Source organism: Paraburkholderia sp. GAS348 (assembly GCF_050434205.1).
In the GTDB taxonomy this organism is placed as follows: domain Bacteria; phylum Pseudomonadota; class Gammaproteobacteria; order Burkholderiales; family Burkholderiaceae; genus Paraburkholderia.
Window position 1 is genome coordinate 359,719 of the sequence record NZ_JBNPVT010000005.1, and the last position, 15,727, is coordinate 375,445.

The 15,727-nt window shown below is 62.9% G+C and carries 16 protein-coding genes; 8 read left to right on the plus strand and 8 right to left on the minus strand.

Going from position 1 to position 15,727, the window contains the following annotated elements:
• Positions 1–6 precede the first annotated feature (6 nt).
• Together P3T22_RS11985 and P3T22_RS11990 are read left to right on the plus strand one after the other, a co-directional pair.
• Positions 7–1,758, plus strand: a complete 1,752-nt coding sequence (locus P3T22_RS11985; protein WP_429325063.1) for an ABC transporter permease — start codon at positions 7–9, stop codon at positions 1,756–1,758.
• Positions 1,759–1,781: 23 nt separating this feature from the next.
• The gene (locus P3T22_RS11990) at positions 1,782–3,128 is read left to right on the plus strand and encodes an AAA-associated domain-containing protein (protein ID WP_063495129.1); all 1,347 of its coding nucleotides are present in this window, start codon (positions 1,782–1,784) and stop codon (positions 3,126–3,128) included.
• Between the two features lie 65 nt (positions 3,129–3,193).
• Here P3T22_RS11990 and P3T22_RS11995 read toward each other — a convergent pair whose 3' ends face one another.
• The 3 genes from P3T22_RS11995 to P3T22_RS12005 form a co-directional block, all read right to left on the minus strand.
• The gene (locus tag P3T22_RS11995; protein ID WP_429325064.1) at positions 3,194–3,715 is read right to left on the minus strand and encodes a hypothetical protein; all 522 of its coding nucleotides are present in this window, start codon (positions 3,713–3,715) and stop codon (positions 3,194–3,196) included.
• Complete coding sequence (locus P3T22_RS12000) at positions 3,712–4,308, minus strand: hypothetical protein (protein WP_063495131.1); 597 nt, start codon at positions 4,306–4,308, stop codon at positions 3,712–3,714. The genes P3T22_RS11995 and P3T22_RS12000 overlap by 4 nt, the downstream gene beginning before the upstream one ends.
• Positions 4,309–4,698: 390 nt before the next feature.
• Positions 4,699–5,742, minus strand: coding sequence for a sigma-54 interaction domain-containing protein (locus P3T22_RS12005; protein ID WP_063495132.1), 1,044 nt, complete (start codon positions 5,740–5,742; stop codon positions 4,699–4,701).
• A 380-nt stretch (positions 5,743–6,122) separates the two neighbouring features.
• Here P3T22_RS12005 and P3T22_RS12010 point away from each other — a divergent pair, with 380 nt between their 5' ends.
• From P3T22_RS12010 to otsA, 6 genes are all read left to right on the plus strand, one after another.
• The gene (locus P3T22_RS12010; protein ID WP_063495133.1) at positions 6,123–6,440 is read left to right on the plus strand and encodes a DUF883 family protein; all 318 of its coding nucleotides are present in this window, start codon (positions 6,123–6,125) and stop codon (positions 6,438–6,440) included.
• 48 nt (positions 6,441–6,488) lie between these two features.
• A complete protein-coding gene (locus tag P3T22_RS12015) occupies positions 6,489–6,767 on the plus strand; it encodes a hypothetical protein (protein WP_429325065.1) in 279 nt (92 codons plus the stop codon).
• A 309-nt stretch (positions 6,768–7,076) separates the two neighbouring features.
• Entirely contained in the window at positions 7,077–8,477 is a 1,401-nt protein-coding gene (locus tag P3T22_RS12020) for a sigma-54-dependent transcriptional regulator (protein ID WP_429325066.1), read from the plus strand.
• Positions 8,478–8,595: 118 nt separating this feature from the next.
• Entirely contained in the window at positions 8,596–8,892 is a 297-nt protein-coding gene (locus tag P3T22_RS12025) for a hypothetical protein (RefSeq protein WP_429325067.1), read from the plus strand.
• Between the two features lie 150 nt (positions 8,893–9,042).
• Entirely contained in the window at positions 9,043–9,255 is a 213-nt protein-coding gene (locus P3T22_RS12030; protein ID WP_063495135.1) for a hypothetical protein, read from the plus strand.
• A 210-nt stretch (positions 9,256–9,465) separates the two neighbouring features.
• Positions 9,466–10,896, plus strand: coding sequence for an alpha,alpha-trehalose-phosphate synthase (UDP-forming) (gene otsA / locus P3T22_RS12035; protein WP_063495136.1), 1,431 nt, complete (start codon positions 9,466–9,468; stop codon positions 10,894–10,896).
• Positions 10,897–10,941: 45 nt separating this feature from the next.
• On the opposite strand, the gene P3T22_RS12040 is transcribed toward otsA, so the two are convergent.
• The 5 genes from P3T22_RS12040 to P3T22_RS12060 all read right to left on the minus strand — a co-directional run bounded on the left by P3T22_RS12040 (position 10,942) and on the right by P3T22_RS12060 (position 15,565).
• Positions 10,942–12,384 (minus strand): MFS transporter, encoded by a 1,443-nt coding sequence (locus P3T22_RS12040; RefSeq protein WP_429325107.1) that lies wholly within the window; start codon positions 12,382–12,384, stop codon positions 10,942–10,944.
• Positions 12,385–12,529: 145 nt separating this feature from the next.
• Positions 12,530–13,033, minus strand: coding sequence for a YbhB/YbcL family Raf kinase inhibitor-like protein (locus P3T22_RS12045; RefSeq protein ID WP_429325068.1), 504 nt, complete (start codon positions 13,031–13,033; stop codon positions 12,530–12,532).
• A gap of 172 nt (positions 13,034–13,205) precedes the next feature.
• Positions 13,206–13,652, minus strand: a complete 447-nt coding sequence (locus P3T22_RS12050; RefSeq protein ID WP_063495138.1) for a very short patch repair endonuclease — start codon at positions 13,650–13,652, stop codon at positions 13,206–13,208.
• Positions 13,653–13,682: 30 nt separating this feature from the next.
• Positions 13,683–14,966 (minus strand): DNA (cytosine-5-)-methyltransferase, encoded by a 1,284-nt coding sequence (gene dcm / locus P3T22_RS12055; protein ID WP_429325069.1) that lies wholly within the window; start codon positions 14,964–14,966, stop codon positions 13,683–13,685.
• A gap of 272 nt (positions 14,967–15,238) precedes the next feature.
• Positions 15,239–15,565, minus strand: a complete 327-nt coding sequence (locus P3T22_RS12060; RefSeq protein ID WP_063495140.1) for a hypothetical protein — start codon at positions 15,563–15,565, stop codon at positions 15,239–15,241.
• Positions 15,566–15,727 lie beyond the last annotated feature (162 nt).

Sequence of the window (15,727 nt, forward strand, 5' to 3'; positions counted from 1 at the left end):
CGCCTGATGGACTTCAGTTTCGACCTGAAACGCACCGCCAATGCTTCGGCGTGGCGATTGCTGCCTAACGGCTGGGATTTCGTCGCCTTCCCGTTGATCATCTGCGTGATCGCGATGGCTGCAATTGGCTTTCATCAGACGCTGGCGCCGATGTCGACGTTGAAGACCCAGGTCATCTCGCTCGACCCGTCGAACCTGCCTGAATATGCAATGCGCACGACGCTGCGCATGCTCGCGGCGATGGTGGCGTCGCTGACCTTTACGCTGATTTACGGCACGCTTGCCGCGAAGAGCCGCCGTGCGGGCCTCGTGCTGGTGCCGATTCTCGACATCCTGCAGTCGGTGCCGGTGCTGGGCTACATTTCGTTTACGGTCACGTTTTTCCTCGCGTTGTTCCCGGGGCGCGTGCTGGGTGCGGAGCTTGCGGCGATCTTCGCGATCTTCACGAGCCAGGCGTGGAACATGACCTTCAGTTTCTATCAGTCGCTGCGCACGGTGCCGCGCGATCTGGATGAAGTCTCGCGGGGTTTCCATCTGACGGGATGGCAGCGCTTCTGGAAGCTCGAAGTGCCATTCTCGATGCCCGGCCTCATCTGGAACATGATGATGTCGATGTCGGGCGGCTGGTTCTTCGTGGTGGCCTCCGAAGCCATCACGGTGGGCAACAACACGATCACCCTGCCGGGGATCGGCGCGTATCTGGCGCAGGCGATCTCCGACAAGAACATGCACGCGATCGGCTGGGTGATTCTGGCGATGACGGTCGTGATCCTGGCCTACGACCAGTTCCTGTTCCGTCCGCTCGTCGCATGGGCGGACAAGTTCCGTATGGAAACGACCAGCTCCGGCAATGCCCCGGAGTCGTGGCTGCTCGACCTGATCCGCCGGACCCGCCTGATTCACCGCCTGCTCGTGCCGATGGGCTGGATCTTCGCGAACGCCGCGCGCGTGCCGATGCGTCTGCCGGCATTCGACCGCGTTCGCTTCGCGATTCCGCAGCGCGAGAAATCGTCGCGCGTGGGCGACATTGTGTGGGGGATCCTGGTGATCCTCCTTACCGTGTATGTGGTCTATCGTGTCGTGGCTTACGTGCGCACCGGCGTGACGCTCGACGAAGTGGGCCACGTGCTCGTGCTGGGCCTCATCACACTGCTGCGCGTGGCGCTGCTGATTGCGATCTCGTCGCTGATCTGGGTGCCGCTCGGCGTGCTGATCGGACTGCGTCCGGCGCTCGCCGAGAAGATCCAGCCGCTCGCGCAGTTTCTGGCCGCGTTCCCGGCCAACCTGCTGTTCCCGGTATTCGTGATCGTGATCGTGCGCTTTCACCTGAACCCGGACATCTGGCTGTCGCCGCTGATCGTGCTCGGCACCCAGTGGTATATCCTGTTCAATGTGATTGCGGGCGCCAGTTCCTACCCGAACGACTACCGCGAAGCGGCCACCAACTTCGGCATCCGCGGCTGGCAGTGGTGGCGCAGGGCGATGCTGCCGGGGATCTTCCCCTACTACGTGACGGGCGCGATTACCGCTTCCGGTGGCGCGTGGAACGCGAGTATCGTCGCCGAGTTCGTCCAGTGGGGCGATACCAAAGTCGTCGCACACGGTCTGGGCTCATACATCGCGCAGACGACCGCCGCGGGCGATTTTCCGAAGATCATTCTCGGCATTGCCGTGATGTCCCTCTTTGTGACCTTGTTCAACCGCCTGCTGTGGCGTCCGATGTACGCCTATGCCGAGTCCAAGCTTCGGCTCGATTGACAGTAAATTTAAGGCAAAACGCGATGCAAAATCCTAAAGCTGCCGTAACCGCCGCGCCGGTCCAGACGCCGCCGATGCCTCCGCGCCTGGGCGAGGAGATTCTGTGCGTCAAGGACGTGTGCAGAGGGTTCAACAAGACTCAAGGTGAGTTGCTCGTCCTCGACGATGTGAACCTGTCGCTGCGCGAAGGCGAGATCGTCGGCATGCTGGGCCGTTCGGGATCCGGCAAGTCGACCCTGTTGCGCATTATCGCCGGCCTGATCGAGCCGACCGACGGCGAAGTGACGTATATGAGCAAGCCGCTTGCCGGCCCGGCGAAGGGCGTCGCGATGGTATTCCAGACCTTCGCGCTGTTCCCATGGCTGACCGTGCTGCAGAACGTGGAAGCGGGCCTCGAAGCCCAAGGCGTGGGTGCGCGCGAGCGCCGCGAGCGCGCGTTGGCCGCGATCGACCTGATCGGTCTTGACGGTTTTGAAAACGCGTATCCGCGCGAATTGTCGGGCGGCATGCGTCAGCGCGTCGGCTTTGCGCGCGCGCTGGTGGTCGATCCGACGCTGCTGCTGATGGACGAGCCGTTTTCCGCACTCGACGTGCTGACCGCCGAAACGTTGCGTACCGACCTGCTCGACCTGTGGACGCAAGGCCGCATGCCGATCAAATCGGTGCTGATCGTCACGCACAACATCGAGGAAGCGGTGTTCATGTGCGACCGCATTCTGGTGCTGTCGTCGAACCCGGGCCGCGTGATTGCCGAGATCAAGGTGCCGTTCAAGCATCCGCGCAACCGGCTGGATCCGGCGTTCCGCCGTCTGGTCGACGAGATCTACGCAAAGATGACCGCGCGACAGACCGGCGAAGCGACCAAGAAGGGGCTCGAACTCGGCAGCTGGCTGCCGCATGTGTCGACCAACCTGATGGCCGGTCTGATCGAAACGCTGGCCGCCGCGCCGTACCACGGCCGCGCCGACATGCCGGAAATCGCCCGCTCGCTGCATCTGGAGGTGGACGATCTGTTCCCGGTTGCCGAAGTGCTGCAGCACCTGGGTTTCGCCGACGTGCGCGAAGGCGATATTTTCCTGACGCCGCCGGCGCGCGTGTTCTCTGAATTCGGCACGCAGGAACGCAAGATGATGTTCGCCGAGCACCTGCTGCGCCACGTGCCGCTGGCCGCGCGGATCAAGAAGGTGTTGAACGAGCGCCCGGGGCATCGTGCGCCGCGCGTGCGCTTCGAGCAGGAACTGGAAGATTTCTTGTCGGACAGCGCGGCGGAAGAGACGCTCGACGCAGTGATCAACTGGGGCCGTTATGGCGAGATCTTCTCGTACAACGACCAGACGGAAATTTTCAGTCTGGAAGACGTGGAGTCTTAAACCTGGTCGAGTCGATTAAGACGCTTCAGGCAAAAAAAGCGGCACGGGAGACCCTGCCGCTTTTTTTATTGCAGAGCGCCCCAGCGCTCGACTGCCGGTTCCGCCGACGCCCACTTCCAGCCTTTGTCCTGCCGGCACGCGCTCGCCGTGTACCAGTCTTCGTGCGCGTTCGGGCCGTCGCCGTCCTGAACCGAGAACACGAAATCCTTGCACAGCGCGAGTGCCGAGCTGAACGCGCGCGTCACGCGCACCTGGCCGTGACCATTCTCGATCGGCAGCGTGTGTTTGACCGCCCAGGGCCGCGTCTCGCCAACCGGCATCGCACCCGCCAGCGCGGCGATCATGTTCTGCTGATCGGTGTGCATGGTGCGCATATAGCGGCCGACGGCTTCGTCGGTCGCGGCCTGCACGGCGATACCGACGCCAATGCCGACTGCCGGGTTGGAAGTCACGAGGCCCGACGCGATACCGGCTGCGGCGCCGCTTGCCGCGCCGACCGACGAGCAGCCGCTCGCCAGCAGACTGGCGCCGACGCAGATCGCACCGGCCAGCACGAGCCGCAGACGTGGAAGCGACAGCGCCCTCATTGCAGCGCGCCCCAGCGTTCGGTAGCGGGTTCGGCCGACGCCCATTTCCAGTTGTCGCCGTCACGGCAGATCGACGCGACGTAGAACGCGCTGCTTGCCGGCACATTCCTGGTGGCGGTCTGATCGACCGAAAAGACGATTTCCTTGCAGTCGAGCGCACCGGCGCTGATCGTGCGGCTGACGGTGACGCGGCCGTGCTCGTCGTCTTCGATCGGCACCGAGTGGGTCACGCTCCACGCTGCGATTGCGCCGACGTCGAGCGGTCCGGCGATTTTGGCGATACCGTCCTGCGTATTCTTGTGGACCACGCGCTCCGAGTACTGCACGCCGGCGCGCGCGGCGGCCACTGCGCCGAGACCGATGCCGGTCGCGACGGCCGCATTGCTGGTGACTTTGGCTGCGAGCGCGGCGCCTGCGATACCCGCGCCGGCGGTGGCGCCTTCCGAATAGAGCGAGCTACATCCGCTTAACGCCGACGTGATCGCCACTGCCAATGCGGCGAGCGCCGCTGCATTCGGCCGTGCGCATTTGGCTGCCTTAGACGCTTTGGCTGTTTGTTTTGCCCAATCGGCCCAGACCTTACTTTTTTGCATTTCCCTGTCTCTGCTCCTGCAAGCGCCTTTCGCTCAGGCACCGTTGACACACGCGAAGCACGTGAGTGAATGATGTGTGAGCGAAAGGCAGGTCTTTCTCATCGTTGCACCGTGCGCTGCCGCATTTTGCAGGATGCCATTTGTAATTGGCAGTGGGAAAGTGCAAGCAATTGCAAAAGATGATGCGAGTCAAATCGCTTTCTGGTGAGAAGAAGCCGATTTGATTGGTGGTGCGAACGGATTAATTATGAGATGACAGGTGTGCAGAAAGGGCGGTTTCGGCAGAGAGGGACGCACAACAAGCGCACGAGGAGGGCGCAAAAGAGCAGACGGCCGGTACACGGGAAACACGCGCTCACGCGAACGAACCGCATGAGCGCCAGGCACGGCTTACTGCTCGGTTTCTTCTTCCGCGCCTTCGTCGCCGTACAAGCTCAAGCGGTTGTAGAGCGTTTTCAGACTCACGCCGAGCGCTTTGGCGGCGCGCCGCTTGTCGCCGCCGCAATACTTGAGCGTGCCGAGAATGATCTGCTTTTGCGCATCGGCGAGCGGGGTGCCGATCCACACGCTCATCGCGTCGCCCTGCGTCACCGGCTTTTTCACGCGCGAGGCGAGATGCGGATGCGGCAACTCGACCGTTTTCTCCGCGAGAATGAACGCACGATACACCGCGTTCTTCAACTCGCGCACGTTGCCCGGCCACGACCAGGTCCGCAGGGTTTCGATCGACCGTTTGCTGAAGCTCTTGCTCGTGCTTTCCTGCTGATTCAGCAAGGCAAGGAAGTGTTGCGCGAGCAGTTCGCGATCGCTCTCGCGCTCGCGCAACGGCGGCGCGCGCAACGGAAAAACCGCGAGCCGGTACATCAGGTCTTCGCGCAGACCGTTTTCTTTCACCGCTACCGCGGGGTCGCGATTGGTCGCCGCGATCACGCGCACGTCGCCGCTAATCAGTTCGTTGCCGCCGACGCGAAAAAACGTGCCGGTCTCGAGCGCGCGCAAGAGTTTGACCTGGCGCACCGGCGCCATTTCAGTGATTTCGTCGAGGAACAGCGTGCCGCCGTTCGCATGTTCGAAGTAGCCGACGCGGCCTTGAACCGCACCGGTGAAGCTGCCTTTTTCGTGGCCGAACAATTCGGCTTCGATGAGTTCGTCGGGAATCGCGCCGCAGTTCACGGCGACAAAGGGGGCGTCCTTGCGGCTGCTTTGATCGTGGATCGTGCGGGCAATCAGTTCCTTGCCGGTGCCGGATTCGCCGATGATCAGCGCGGTCGCGTCGGTGCCGGCGACGCGTTCGATCTGTTCGTACAGATCGAGCATCACCGGCGACGAGCCATACAGCAGCCCATACGATTTCAGTCCCGCGACGCCGTCCGCGACGCGCTGCTTCGTCTGTGCGGCGGAGACGGCGGCCGGGTCCAGATCGATTGACGCCATAAACGGGGTCCTGTGCAAATGGGGTTCGGTGTTGCGACGCGCAGAGTTTGAAGCCTTTGGCGCAAGACGGACCAGTGCGGTCACTATCTCACAAAAATTCGATTTAACCACTTTGACACCGCTTCCGGCAATTCATGTGACGGTCGGCGAAATAGGCCGCCGCACGCCTGGCCGAAAGTGCCCGAGCCCGTGAGGTGCCGAATGAGACTGGCAAATATATCGGGCACGGCGTTTGCGGAGCGGTTCCGACATGAATGTGCTCTTGAGCGACGCTGTTCAAAGCGCGCCGGCGGCGGATGCGGTTCTCCGATCGTTCGCCATGCGCCGGAAACAAGGCGCAATCAAGATGCCAACGCCGAACTCAGATACAGGAGTGAATGATGACTGACACCAGGCAACAGCTCGCACTCGGCGGGCAGAAGATGGTCGAGGATCTGAGAGTGCTGCTGACGGACTCCGAAGAGATGCTGCGGCTTGCCGCCAACGTGCCGGGCGAGGGCGTCGATGCGCTGCGCGAGCGCTTGGGGGCGCATGTCCAAACGCTGCAATCCGCGCTCGGCGATGCACAACAGAACGCGCAGCGCCGCTATCGGGCCGCGACCGTCAATACCGAACGCTATGTGCGGCACAACCCGTGGCGCTCGATCGGCATTGCCGCGGGCGCCGGCTTCCTGCTTGGCGTTCTCAGCGCGCGCTAACGCGCAGTGTGCGACGCCGATCCGCTTGACGATAACAAGGAGTTCACGATGGGACGACCCAAAATTGGCATCTTCGGCGCGCTGATGGCTCTCGGCGGCTTTCTGGCCGTGCGCCACGTGCAACGAAACCGTGCCGCGCAGGCTCCGGCGGCGCGTGAATTGAGCCGCTGGGAAGGCGAGGGCGGCACGGTGATGGCGCCGGCTACGCCGTCCGGCAGCGTGACCGCGGCGAGTGCTGGCCCGTCTGCGCCAGACATCGCACATGGTGCAAATGGCTCGGCGCAACCAAACGGCGAAGGCGACGCATGGCCGTTTCCGCGTAGCTGAGGGCTCAATTGTGACCTTGCGTGCGCCGCTGCGCCGGCGTGCCGCTTCGAGAAGCGGCGCCTGGCGTCCCTTGCAAGTTTATCTCGATAAAGCCGTATAATAGGCAAATAGACAACAATGTCGCGCAATTACGGGGAATTTTGCCGTTGATTGTTGCGATATTGAATCAAGTCAGGCGCTCGGCGCTGCCGTGGAACGTTAGCGTGTGCTCACGTCAGGGCGCGCGCGACGCATCGGTAAGCCGCCGGCGGGCAGTTCAGCATGCGCTTTGCATGTCCCCCATTCACGCTTTCGGGCTTTCGAGACGCGATGCCACACGTACTGATTGTCGATGACGATGCCGGTACCCGCGAGGCGCTTTCCGCCATCATCGGGGAAGACGGTCTGACGACCGCCACTGCGGGCGATTTGCGCGAAGCGCGCATTCAACTGGTCCGGCAGATGCCGGATGTCGTCTTTACCGACCTGAAGCTGCCCGACGGCAGTGGAGTCGATCTGTTTGAAGATCTCGATCCGCGCTCCGGCGTGGAGGTGATTGTGATTACTGGCCACGCCACGGTGGAGTCGGCGGTCAACGCGCTGAAGATGGGCGCCACCGACTACCTGGTGAAGCCGATCAACATGCAGCGCGTGAAGGCGATCCTGTCGCGCTTGCCGCGCGCCGGCGACCTGAAGGCGGAAATCGGCACCTTGCGCGGCGAGTTGCGCCGCATGGGCCGCTTCGGTTTGATGCTCGGCAATTCACCGGCCATGCAGGAGGTCTACGACCAGATCGGCCGCGTCGCACCGACGGCCGCCTCGGTCATGCTGATGGGCGAGTCGGGCACCGGCAAGGAAGTGGCCGCACAGACGCTGCATCAGCTCAGCTTGCGCCGCAAGCACGCGTTTCTCGCGGTGAACTGCGGCGCGATCTCGCCGAACCTGATCGAATCGGAAATGTTCGGCCACGAGCGTGGCTCGTTCACCGGCGCGGACCGCCAGCACAAAGGCTATTTCGAACGCGCGAACGGCGGCACCCTGTTCCTCGACGAAATCACCGAAATGCCGATCGAGTTGCAGGTGAAACTGCTGCGCGTGCTGGAAACCGGCATGTTCATGCGGGTTGGCACGACCCGGGAAATCGAAACGGACGTGCGCCTGATTGCGGCGACCAACCGCGATCCTGAGCAGGCGGTACTGGAAGGCAAGTTGCGGCTCGACCTGTACCACCGCCTGAACGTATTTCCGATCAGCCTGCCGCCGCTGCGCGAGCGGGGTAAGGACGTCGAGTTGCTCGCGCAGGCGTTCCTCGACGAGCTCAACGAGCGTCACAGCACGAAGAAGCATTTCCCGCCTGCAGTGAAGGACATGTTGATGTCATATCCGTGGCCGGGTAATGTGCGCGAGCTGAAGAACTATGTGCAGCGTGCGCACATCATGTCGGGTGCGGATTCGGATAGCACGGCAGCGGTGCCGCTGCAGATCACGTTGTCGAAGCCTGCCGCCGGCACGGCGATTACGATTCCGTTTGGCACCTCGCTTGCCGAAGCGGATCGGCAGTTGATTCTGGCTACGCTCGAGCAATGTGGCGGTGTGAAGACGCGGGCTGCTGAGATTCTTGGGATTAGTTTGAAGACGCTTTATAACCGTCTTGTTGAGTATGGCAATGATGCGCGCGATGGGGGTGATGTTGCTGATGAGTCGCGGGCTTTGAGGGGAGCGGATGTTTGAGGTTAGGCGGTTTTTTTGCCTTTGGCGGCGCTTGTTGGCTGTATGTCTGCGGCGCTGGCCTTCATTCGGCATAGGCCTTGCTGTGTTCCAAAGGAATGCAAAATCGAGGATAACCAACATGCCGGAATACGCCGCCGCTCCCGCACTTCCCCTCCCAAAGCTCGCTCACCGCCCCGAGCCAATCGAACCGCCATCGCCATCGCCATCGCCATCGCCGGATCCTGGCGAGCCCGACACGATTCCAGGTCCCAGTCCGACTCCAGATCCGATCGAACCCGTTGCGCCGCCAATCGGCGATCCGCCACCCCAGCCCACACAAACGCCACAAGCCAGGCGGCATCTGTCGTCGCAAGCGCCACCTATGCCACAAGCCAATCAGCGTCCGCCGTGGCGAGCGTCAGTCGTGCAACTCTGACATGCTCCGTGCGCTGCATCACATCAGGCGCAGCGAATTTATGTACTTGTTACAAAGCTGGCGCATCTTTTACCGGCAATTTACCGTCGTGACCCCTACACTGAATTGATGCCGTCGAGATGGCGGCGGGCTTCCCCGGAGGCATCGATCATGAGACATCCAGCACTGCGACGTTCCGCACGCCACTCCAAGCGCGATTCCCGGCCTGCCAGCAGCAAGAGCGCCCCGGCAGAGTCGCCGGACCCGGCGGCGCAGAACCGCGTCGCGCCCGATGCGCCCCCAGACGGCGAGCACAACCAGGGCGGCGTGCGTCGGGAAGGTCTGGAGTACCAGCGCGATCTCGGCTCGGAACAGGACGCGTGAGCCCTCTGACGGCCGGTAAGACGGGTCCCGGTTTCGTCATACAAAGCAGAAAAAATTTCTTCGCGGTGCTTCCATATCGCGTGTTTCTGCTCGTTCGTCACATTTGCATACATTTTTATTTCCGGCATCTCAAAAAACGGCACGCGATTTGCATGCACCTCTTTGGCACACATCCGTATGCAACGAAACAACTGACTAGGTGGAGCACCAATGAGCAGACTGATCGTGGTATCGAATCGTGTGGCGCCGACCCAGGAAGGCCGCCCCGCAGCAGGGGGCCTCGCGATCGGCGTGCTGGACGCATTGAAGGAAACCGGCGGAGTCTGGTTCGGCTGGAGCGGTGAAACCGTGAGCGAGCCGTCCGCTCCGGTGATCGAAAAGCAGGGCAATGTGACGTACGCGACGGTGGGCCTTACCAAGCGCGACTATGACCAGTACTATCGCGGCTTTTCGAACGCGACACTGTGGCCGACATTCCATTATCGCAACGACCTGTCGCGCTACGACCGGCAGGAATACGCGGGCTATCAGCGCGTCAACGCGACGCTCGCCAAACAGCTCAAGGAGCTGCTCAAACCCGATGACATCATCTGGGTACACGACTATCACCTACTGCCGTTCGCGCGCTGTCTGCGCGAGCTCGGCGTGAAGAATCCGATCGGCTTTTTCCTGCATATCCCGTTTCCGGTTTCGGAAGTACTCCGCACGATTCCGCCGCACGAGGAATTGGTCAAGGCGATGTGCAGCTACGACGTGGTCGGTTTCCAGACCGAGGCGGATCGCCAGTCGTTCGTCGACTTTATCGAGCGCGGCTTGCACGGCACCTCGAGCGAAGACGGCATGGTGCACGCCTACAACCGTTTCCTTAAAGTGGCGGCGTACCCGATCGGCATCTATCCGGACGCAATCGCCAAGGCTGCCGAACAGTTTACCGACCGCAAGCCGGTGCGCAGCCTGCGTGACGGCATGCGCGGGCGCAAGCTGATCATGAGCGTCGACCGGCTCGATTATTCGAAGGGTCTGGTGGAGCGCTTCCAGGCTTTCGAACGTCTGCTGCTGAATGCCCCCGGTTGGCACGGGCGCGTATCGCTGGTGCAGATCGCGCCGCCGACGCGCGCGGATGTGCAGACGTATCAGCGCATTCGTCAGACGCTGGAGGGCGAAGCCGGCCGCATCAACGGCCGTTTCGCGCAACTCGACTGGACGCCGATCCAGTACCTGAACCGCAAGTACGAGCGCAATCTGCTGATGGCGCTGTTCCGTCAATCGCAGGTCGGCTATGTGACGCCGCTGCGCGATGGCATGAACCTCGTCGCGAAGGAGTACGTTGCATCGCAGGATCCGGCCGATCCGGGCGTACTTGTGTTGTCGCAATTTGCCGGTGCGGCCGAGCAATTACCAGGGGCGCTCGTCGTCAATCCCTTCGATCTGTCGCAGATGGCCGAGGCGCTGGAGCGCGCACTGTCGATGCCGCTCGCCGAGCGTCAAGCGCGCCATGCGGACATGATGGCGCCGATGCGCGAGAACAATCTGTCGGTCTGGCGCGATACGTTCCTGGGCGATCTGCGCAACGTCGCGACCGCCTCGTCGGTGACGGCCAAAGCGGTAAAGCTCGCTGACGTGACGGCATCGTCGTCGTAGCCGCATCAGCGGTGGCGCGGTTTCTTCAAGAACCGCGCCTGCTGGTCACGTCGAACTGTTTATCACGCGCAACGTGCTGACCACGGCGGCGACCGCTGAAAAGCACGCGGCCACATACAGCACGATAGTCGGCCCATGCTGCGGCGCGATGCCGAAGATCAGCGCGACCAGCGCGGCGCCGAGCGTCTGTCCGGTCAGGCGCGCGGTGCCGAGCATGCCGCTCGCGCCGCCGCTGCGCTCACGCGGCGCGGCGGACAACATGGTCCGGTTGTTCGGCGACTGGAAGATCCCGAAGCCCGCACCGCACAGCGCCATGCGCCATGCGATCTGCATGGGCTCGGGATGCGCGCCGAGGGTGGCGAGCAGCAGCAGGCCCACGGTCATCGCAGCGAGTCCGACACCGCCCAGCCAGCCTGACGACACCTTGTCCGACAGCACGCCGGCAATCGGCGCGGCGATGATGATCACCGCCGGCCACGGCGTTATCAGCAAACCGGTCTCTACCTGCGAGAAACCGAGCGCGTCCTGCAACAGAAACGGCAACGACACGAAGGCCAGCATCTGCGCGCAGAACGAACAGACCGAGGTGCCGATCGAGAGGGCGAACACTGGAATCCGCAGCAAATCGATCGGCAGCAAGGGCGCGGGCTGGGTCAATTGACGGCGCACGAAGAAGTAGCCGATCACAACGGCGCCGAGTGCTTCTGCGGCGACCCAGCCGAAGCGCTCGCCATGACCGAGGCCGTCGACGGCGAAGATCAGCAGGCCGAACACGAACGCGTTCATTACCGCGCTCAGATAGTCGTACGGAGAGTCGTGGCCGGGATTCATCGGCAGTGCCTTGAAGCCGCCGACAATCGCCGCGATCCCGATCGGCACATTGATCGCGAACAGCCACGGCCACGAGGCTACGGCGAGTACGCCGGAGGCGACCGTCGGCCCGAGCGCGGACGACACCGCAACGACCATCGCGTTGATTGCGACGCCGCGCCCAAGCTGCGCGGGCGGATAGATCATGCGCACGAGCGCGGTGTTCACGCTCATGATGCCCGCCGCGCCGAAGCCCTGAACGACGCGGGCGAGCGCGAGCGTCGGCAGCGAGGTGGACAACGCGCAACCGAACGACGCCACGGTGAACAGGATCAGCCCGGCCAGATAGATGCGCCGGTAGCCGATGCGATCGCCGAGCGACGCGAGCGGCAGCAGTGAAATGGTGATGGCGAGCTGGTACGCGTTGACGACCCAGATCGAGCCGGCTGCGCTCGCATGCAGATTGCGCGCGATGGTCGGCAGCGCCACGTTGGCGATCGCGCTGTCGAGCACCGCCAGCGTGAGGGCGAGCGCGATAACCAGCATCGCCCAGTAGCGTTGCGGAATCGGCAGGCCTTGTTCGGTGCTGTCTGCGAGCGGCGTGCCGGCGGCGAGTGGGGTAGCCGAGGGGGCACCGGCCGGCATCGAACTGTCCTTGCGCAATGGTTGTGCGTGCATCGTTCTGTTGGATTCGGAGTGGGGCGGTTCATCGACCCTGCGACCTGCGATGAACCACGCGCGCTGCGTGCCGCCCTGGAAGACAAGACGGCACGCAGCGACGATGCCGGCGCTGCGACAGCGCAACGGCATCGTGTCTCATGCGTTATTTGAGCTCGTACAGGCCGGTGTGGGTGGTGGAGTCGAGCTCGTTAAGATGCGTCATGAAACGCGCGACCGCATTGGTGGTGTCCGCGTTGATCGGCAGGTGCGGCACCTTCAGCGCATGCAGGCGGAAGATGTAGCGATGCGTCCTGTCGCCACGCGGGGGCGCTGCGCCGCCGAAGCCGACCGTGCCGTAGTCGTTGCGCACCTGCAGCGCGCCTGGCGGCAGCAGCGAGCCATCGGCCTTGCCGGCGTTGCGCGGCAGTGAGCGGACGTCAGCCGGAATGTTGACGACAACCCAGTGCCAGAAGCCGCTGCCGGTGGGCGCGTCGGGATCGTGAACGGTGAGCGCGAAGCTTTGGGTGTCGGCCGGTGGCGCATCCCATTGCAATGAGGGCGAGATATTCTCGCCGTCTACACCGAAGGCCTTGTCGTGGTATTCGTGGGCTTTCGGCATAAAGCCATTGGTGGGGAAATCGTCGGACCAGAGACGGAAATCAGCCATCGTGTGCCTCCCTTCGTGAGTGGTTCTGGGATGGTCGGGGCGTGTTTTTTTGCTGCCGGCTTACCGCCCGATTTCTGCAAGTTCGGCTCGCAAAAATGCCCCGAGCTAGCCAATCGAGTGTATCACCAGCCGCTTGCGGATTCGTTCCAATCGGGCGGGCTACAAGCAGCTTTCAGCCGCGCTCCTCGAAGCGCGGCGCGTCGCTCTTCAACCACTCGACGAGCCGTTGCAACACGCCCTCGATATCGCGATTCGCGCCACGCAAAGCGCATTCCCATACCACCCCGACGCGCCAGCCGCTGGCGAGCAACGCCGCCTGAACCTTGTCGTCGTTGCTGCGATTTCGGCCGATCTTGTCGCGCCAGAACTCCGGCCGCGTTTGCGGCCATTTGAAAAGATGACAGTCGTGACCGTGCCAGAAGCAGCCGTGCACCAGTACGACAGCGCGGTAGCGCGGCAGCACGATGTCCGGGCGGCCCGGCAGGTCGCGTGCGTCCAGACGGAAGCGAAAACCCCGGCCATGCAGCAGGCTGCGGATCAGGATTTCCGGTTTCGTGTTGCGGCCGCGAATGCCGGACATCATCCGGCTGCGCGTTGCGCTGTCGACGATATCGACCATCGCTAGCGCCTGGGTAGGGGAAAGGGCCGCTCAGGAATAGAGCGAAAGGGCTTGCTTCGAACCATTGTGCGTTTCCTCGGCGAGCAGGGTTTGCACGTGCGGCAGCATGATGCGCGCCATTTCCCGCATCACCGGCATGACGACGCTGTTGCCGAATTGCCGGTAAGCCTGCGTGTCGCTGACCGGAATCCTGAAGGTATCGGGAAAGCCCATCAGCCGGGCGCATTCGCGCGGCGTGAGGCGTCGCGGCCGCAACTGTTCGCCCTGATAGACCAGAATTTCCGAGCCGTCCTTGTGATAACGCGCGGAGAGTGTGCGCGTGACGCTGTCGGGATAAGCCATGCCGAAGCCAAAGCCGTTCCCCGCTGCACGATGCTTCGCCGCGTAGTTTTGCAGATAGGTCCAGAGATTCGGCGTGAGCGTGTACTTTGCTTGCACGCGTTTGCCGGCATGGTCGAAGAAGCGATCGTGGTCCCACGGCAGCACCGGTTCGCTGCCGTCGGTGCGATGCAGGATCGAGCCGAGGCGCGGGCCGCTTTCCGGCAGACGCAGATCGTCCCAGGTGAACGACGTCTTGCCGCGAAAGCCGACAATGATGATGCGCTCCCGGTGCTGTGGCGTGAAATGCTGACCGTCGACCACGCGGTAGTGCACTTCGTAGCCGAGTTCGTCGCGCAGGGTCTGCAGGATCACGTCGAAGGTACGGCCTTTATCGTGCGAGAGCAGATTCTTCACGTTCTCCAGCAGGAACGCGGCGGGGCGCTTTGCCGCAATGATCCTGGCGACGTCGAAAAACAGCGTGCCTTGCGTTGTGCACTCGAATCCGTGCGGGCGGCCCAGCGCGTTCTTCTTGCTGACGCCGGCGATCGAGAACGGCTGGCACGGAAAGCCGCCGAGCAGCACATCGTGACTCGGCACCGCTTCGGCGGGAAACGAAACGATGTCGCCGATCAGCGTGTGTTCGCCGTCGGCCGGGTAGTTCTCGCGATAGGTTTTGGTGGAGAAATCGTTCCACTCGCTCGTGAAGACACAGTCGCCGCCGTGCGCCTCGAAACCCATGCGAATGCCGCCGATGCCGGCAAACAGATCGATAAAGCGGAACTGGGCGCCGCCCGTAGCCGCGCCGGCCTTCGTCCGGCCGCCGCTGTGCAGCAGATCGCGCAAGGCCGGTTCGAGCATGGACGGACACGGCGTTTCGCCTTTTTCCCAGCGGCGCACCGTCTTGATGTCCTTACCGACGTGCGCTGCGATTTCGCGTTGGGTGAAGCGGGTGCGCGCCTGTCTGAGCAGGTCGAGCGGTGGGGCGTGGGTCACAGAGGTCCTTGCTGGGGAATTTTTGCGGACATTATGACCTAAGGTCGTCCCATTTTTCCTATTTCCGCGGACAAGGGGCGGAATATTTCCGGCAAGCAAAGCCTGTTCTCGCCTAAATGCGGCTGTCACGGTTGGACGTGCAGGCTTGTCGTGTGACGCGAATTCCCCGCGTTGCGACGTGTTCAGGCCGCGACAGGGTTCGCGGCCTTTTTTTAGCGGATACGAGTCGGACTGGCCGGCGTGGAAGGCCGGCCATCAAGGCTTGCAGCGTGTCAGAAATGGTCGTCGGAGGTCGCGGCCTGTAGCGGCTGGGGCAGCGCGGCGTCTGCCGGGGGCAGCTCATCCAGAACTGGCTGGGGTGCGGCTTCGAACTGGTCGAGCTGCAGCAGGAGGCTGTCGACTCCGCACAATTGCGCGTGGGACAGATTGCCGGTGTCGAGCAACTGGTGCAGACGCTTGCGCCAGTAGGCGGTCGGCAGAATCGGTCCACCCAGGTCGCCGTGTAAAGACGGCCGCATCACACGCCCGATATGCGCGATGTCCTGGTCGATCAGCGCCGCCTGGGATGACCCCGTCTGCGTAATGGGTGTGCGTTCCATAGCTCCTCCATGGCGCCTTTACGGCAGGCTGCGGAGGGACTTTAGGGCTTTTTGAAATATTTTTCGCGACCGGCCTGACAGGGCGAAACCGGCTGGCGGCGGGCGCGGGCACACCCGTTGCTGAACAGGGATACTGGCGTAATGTCGCGCCGGCATTCCAGA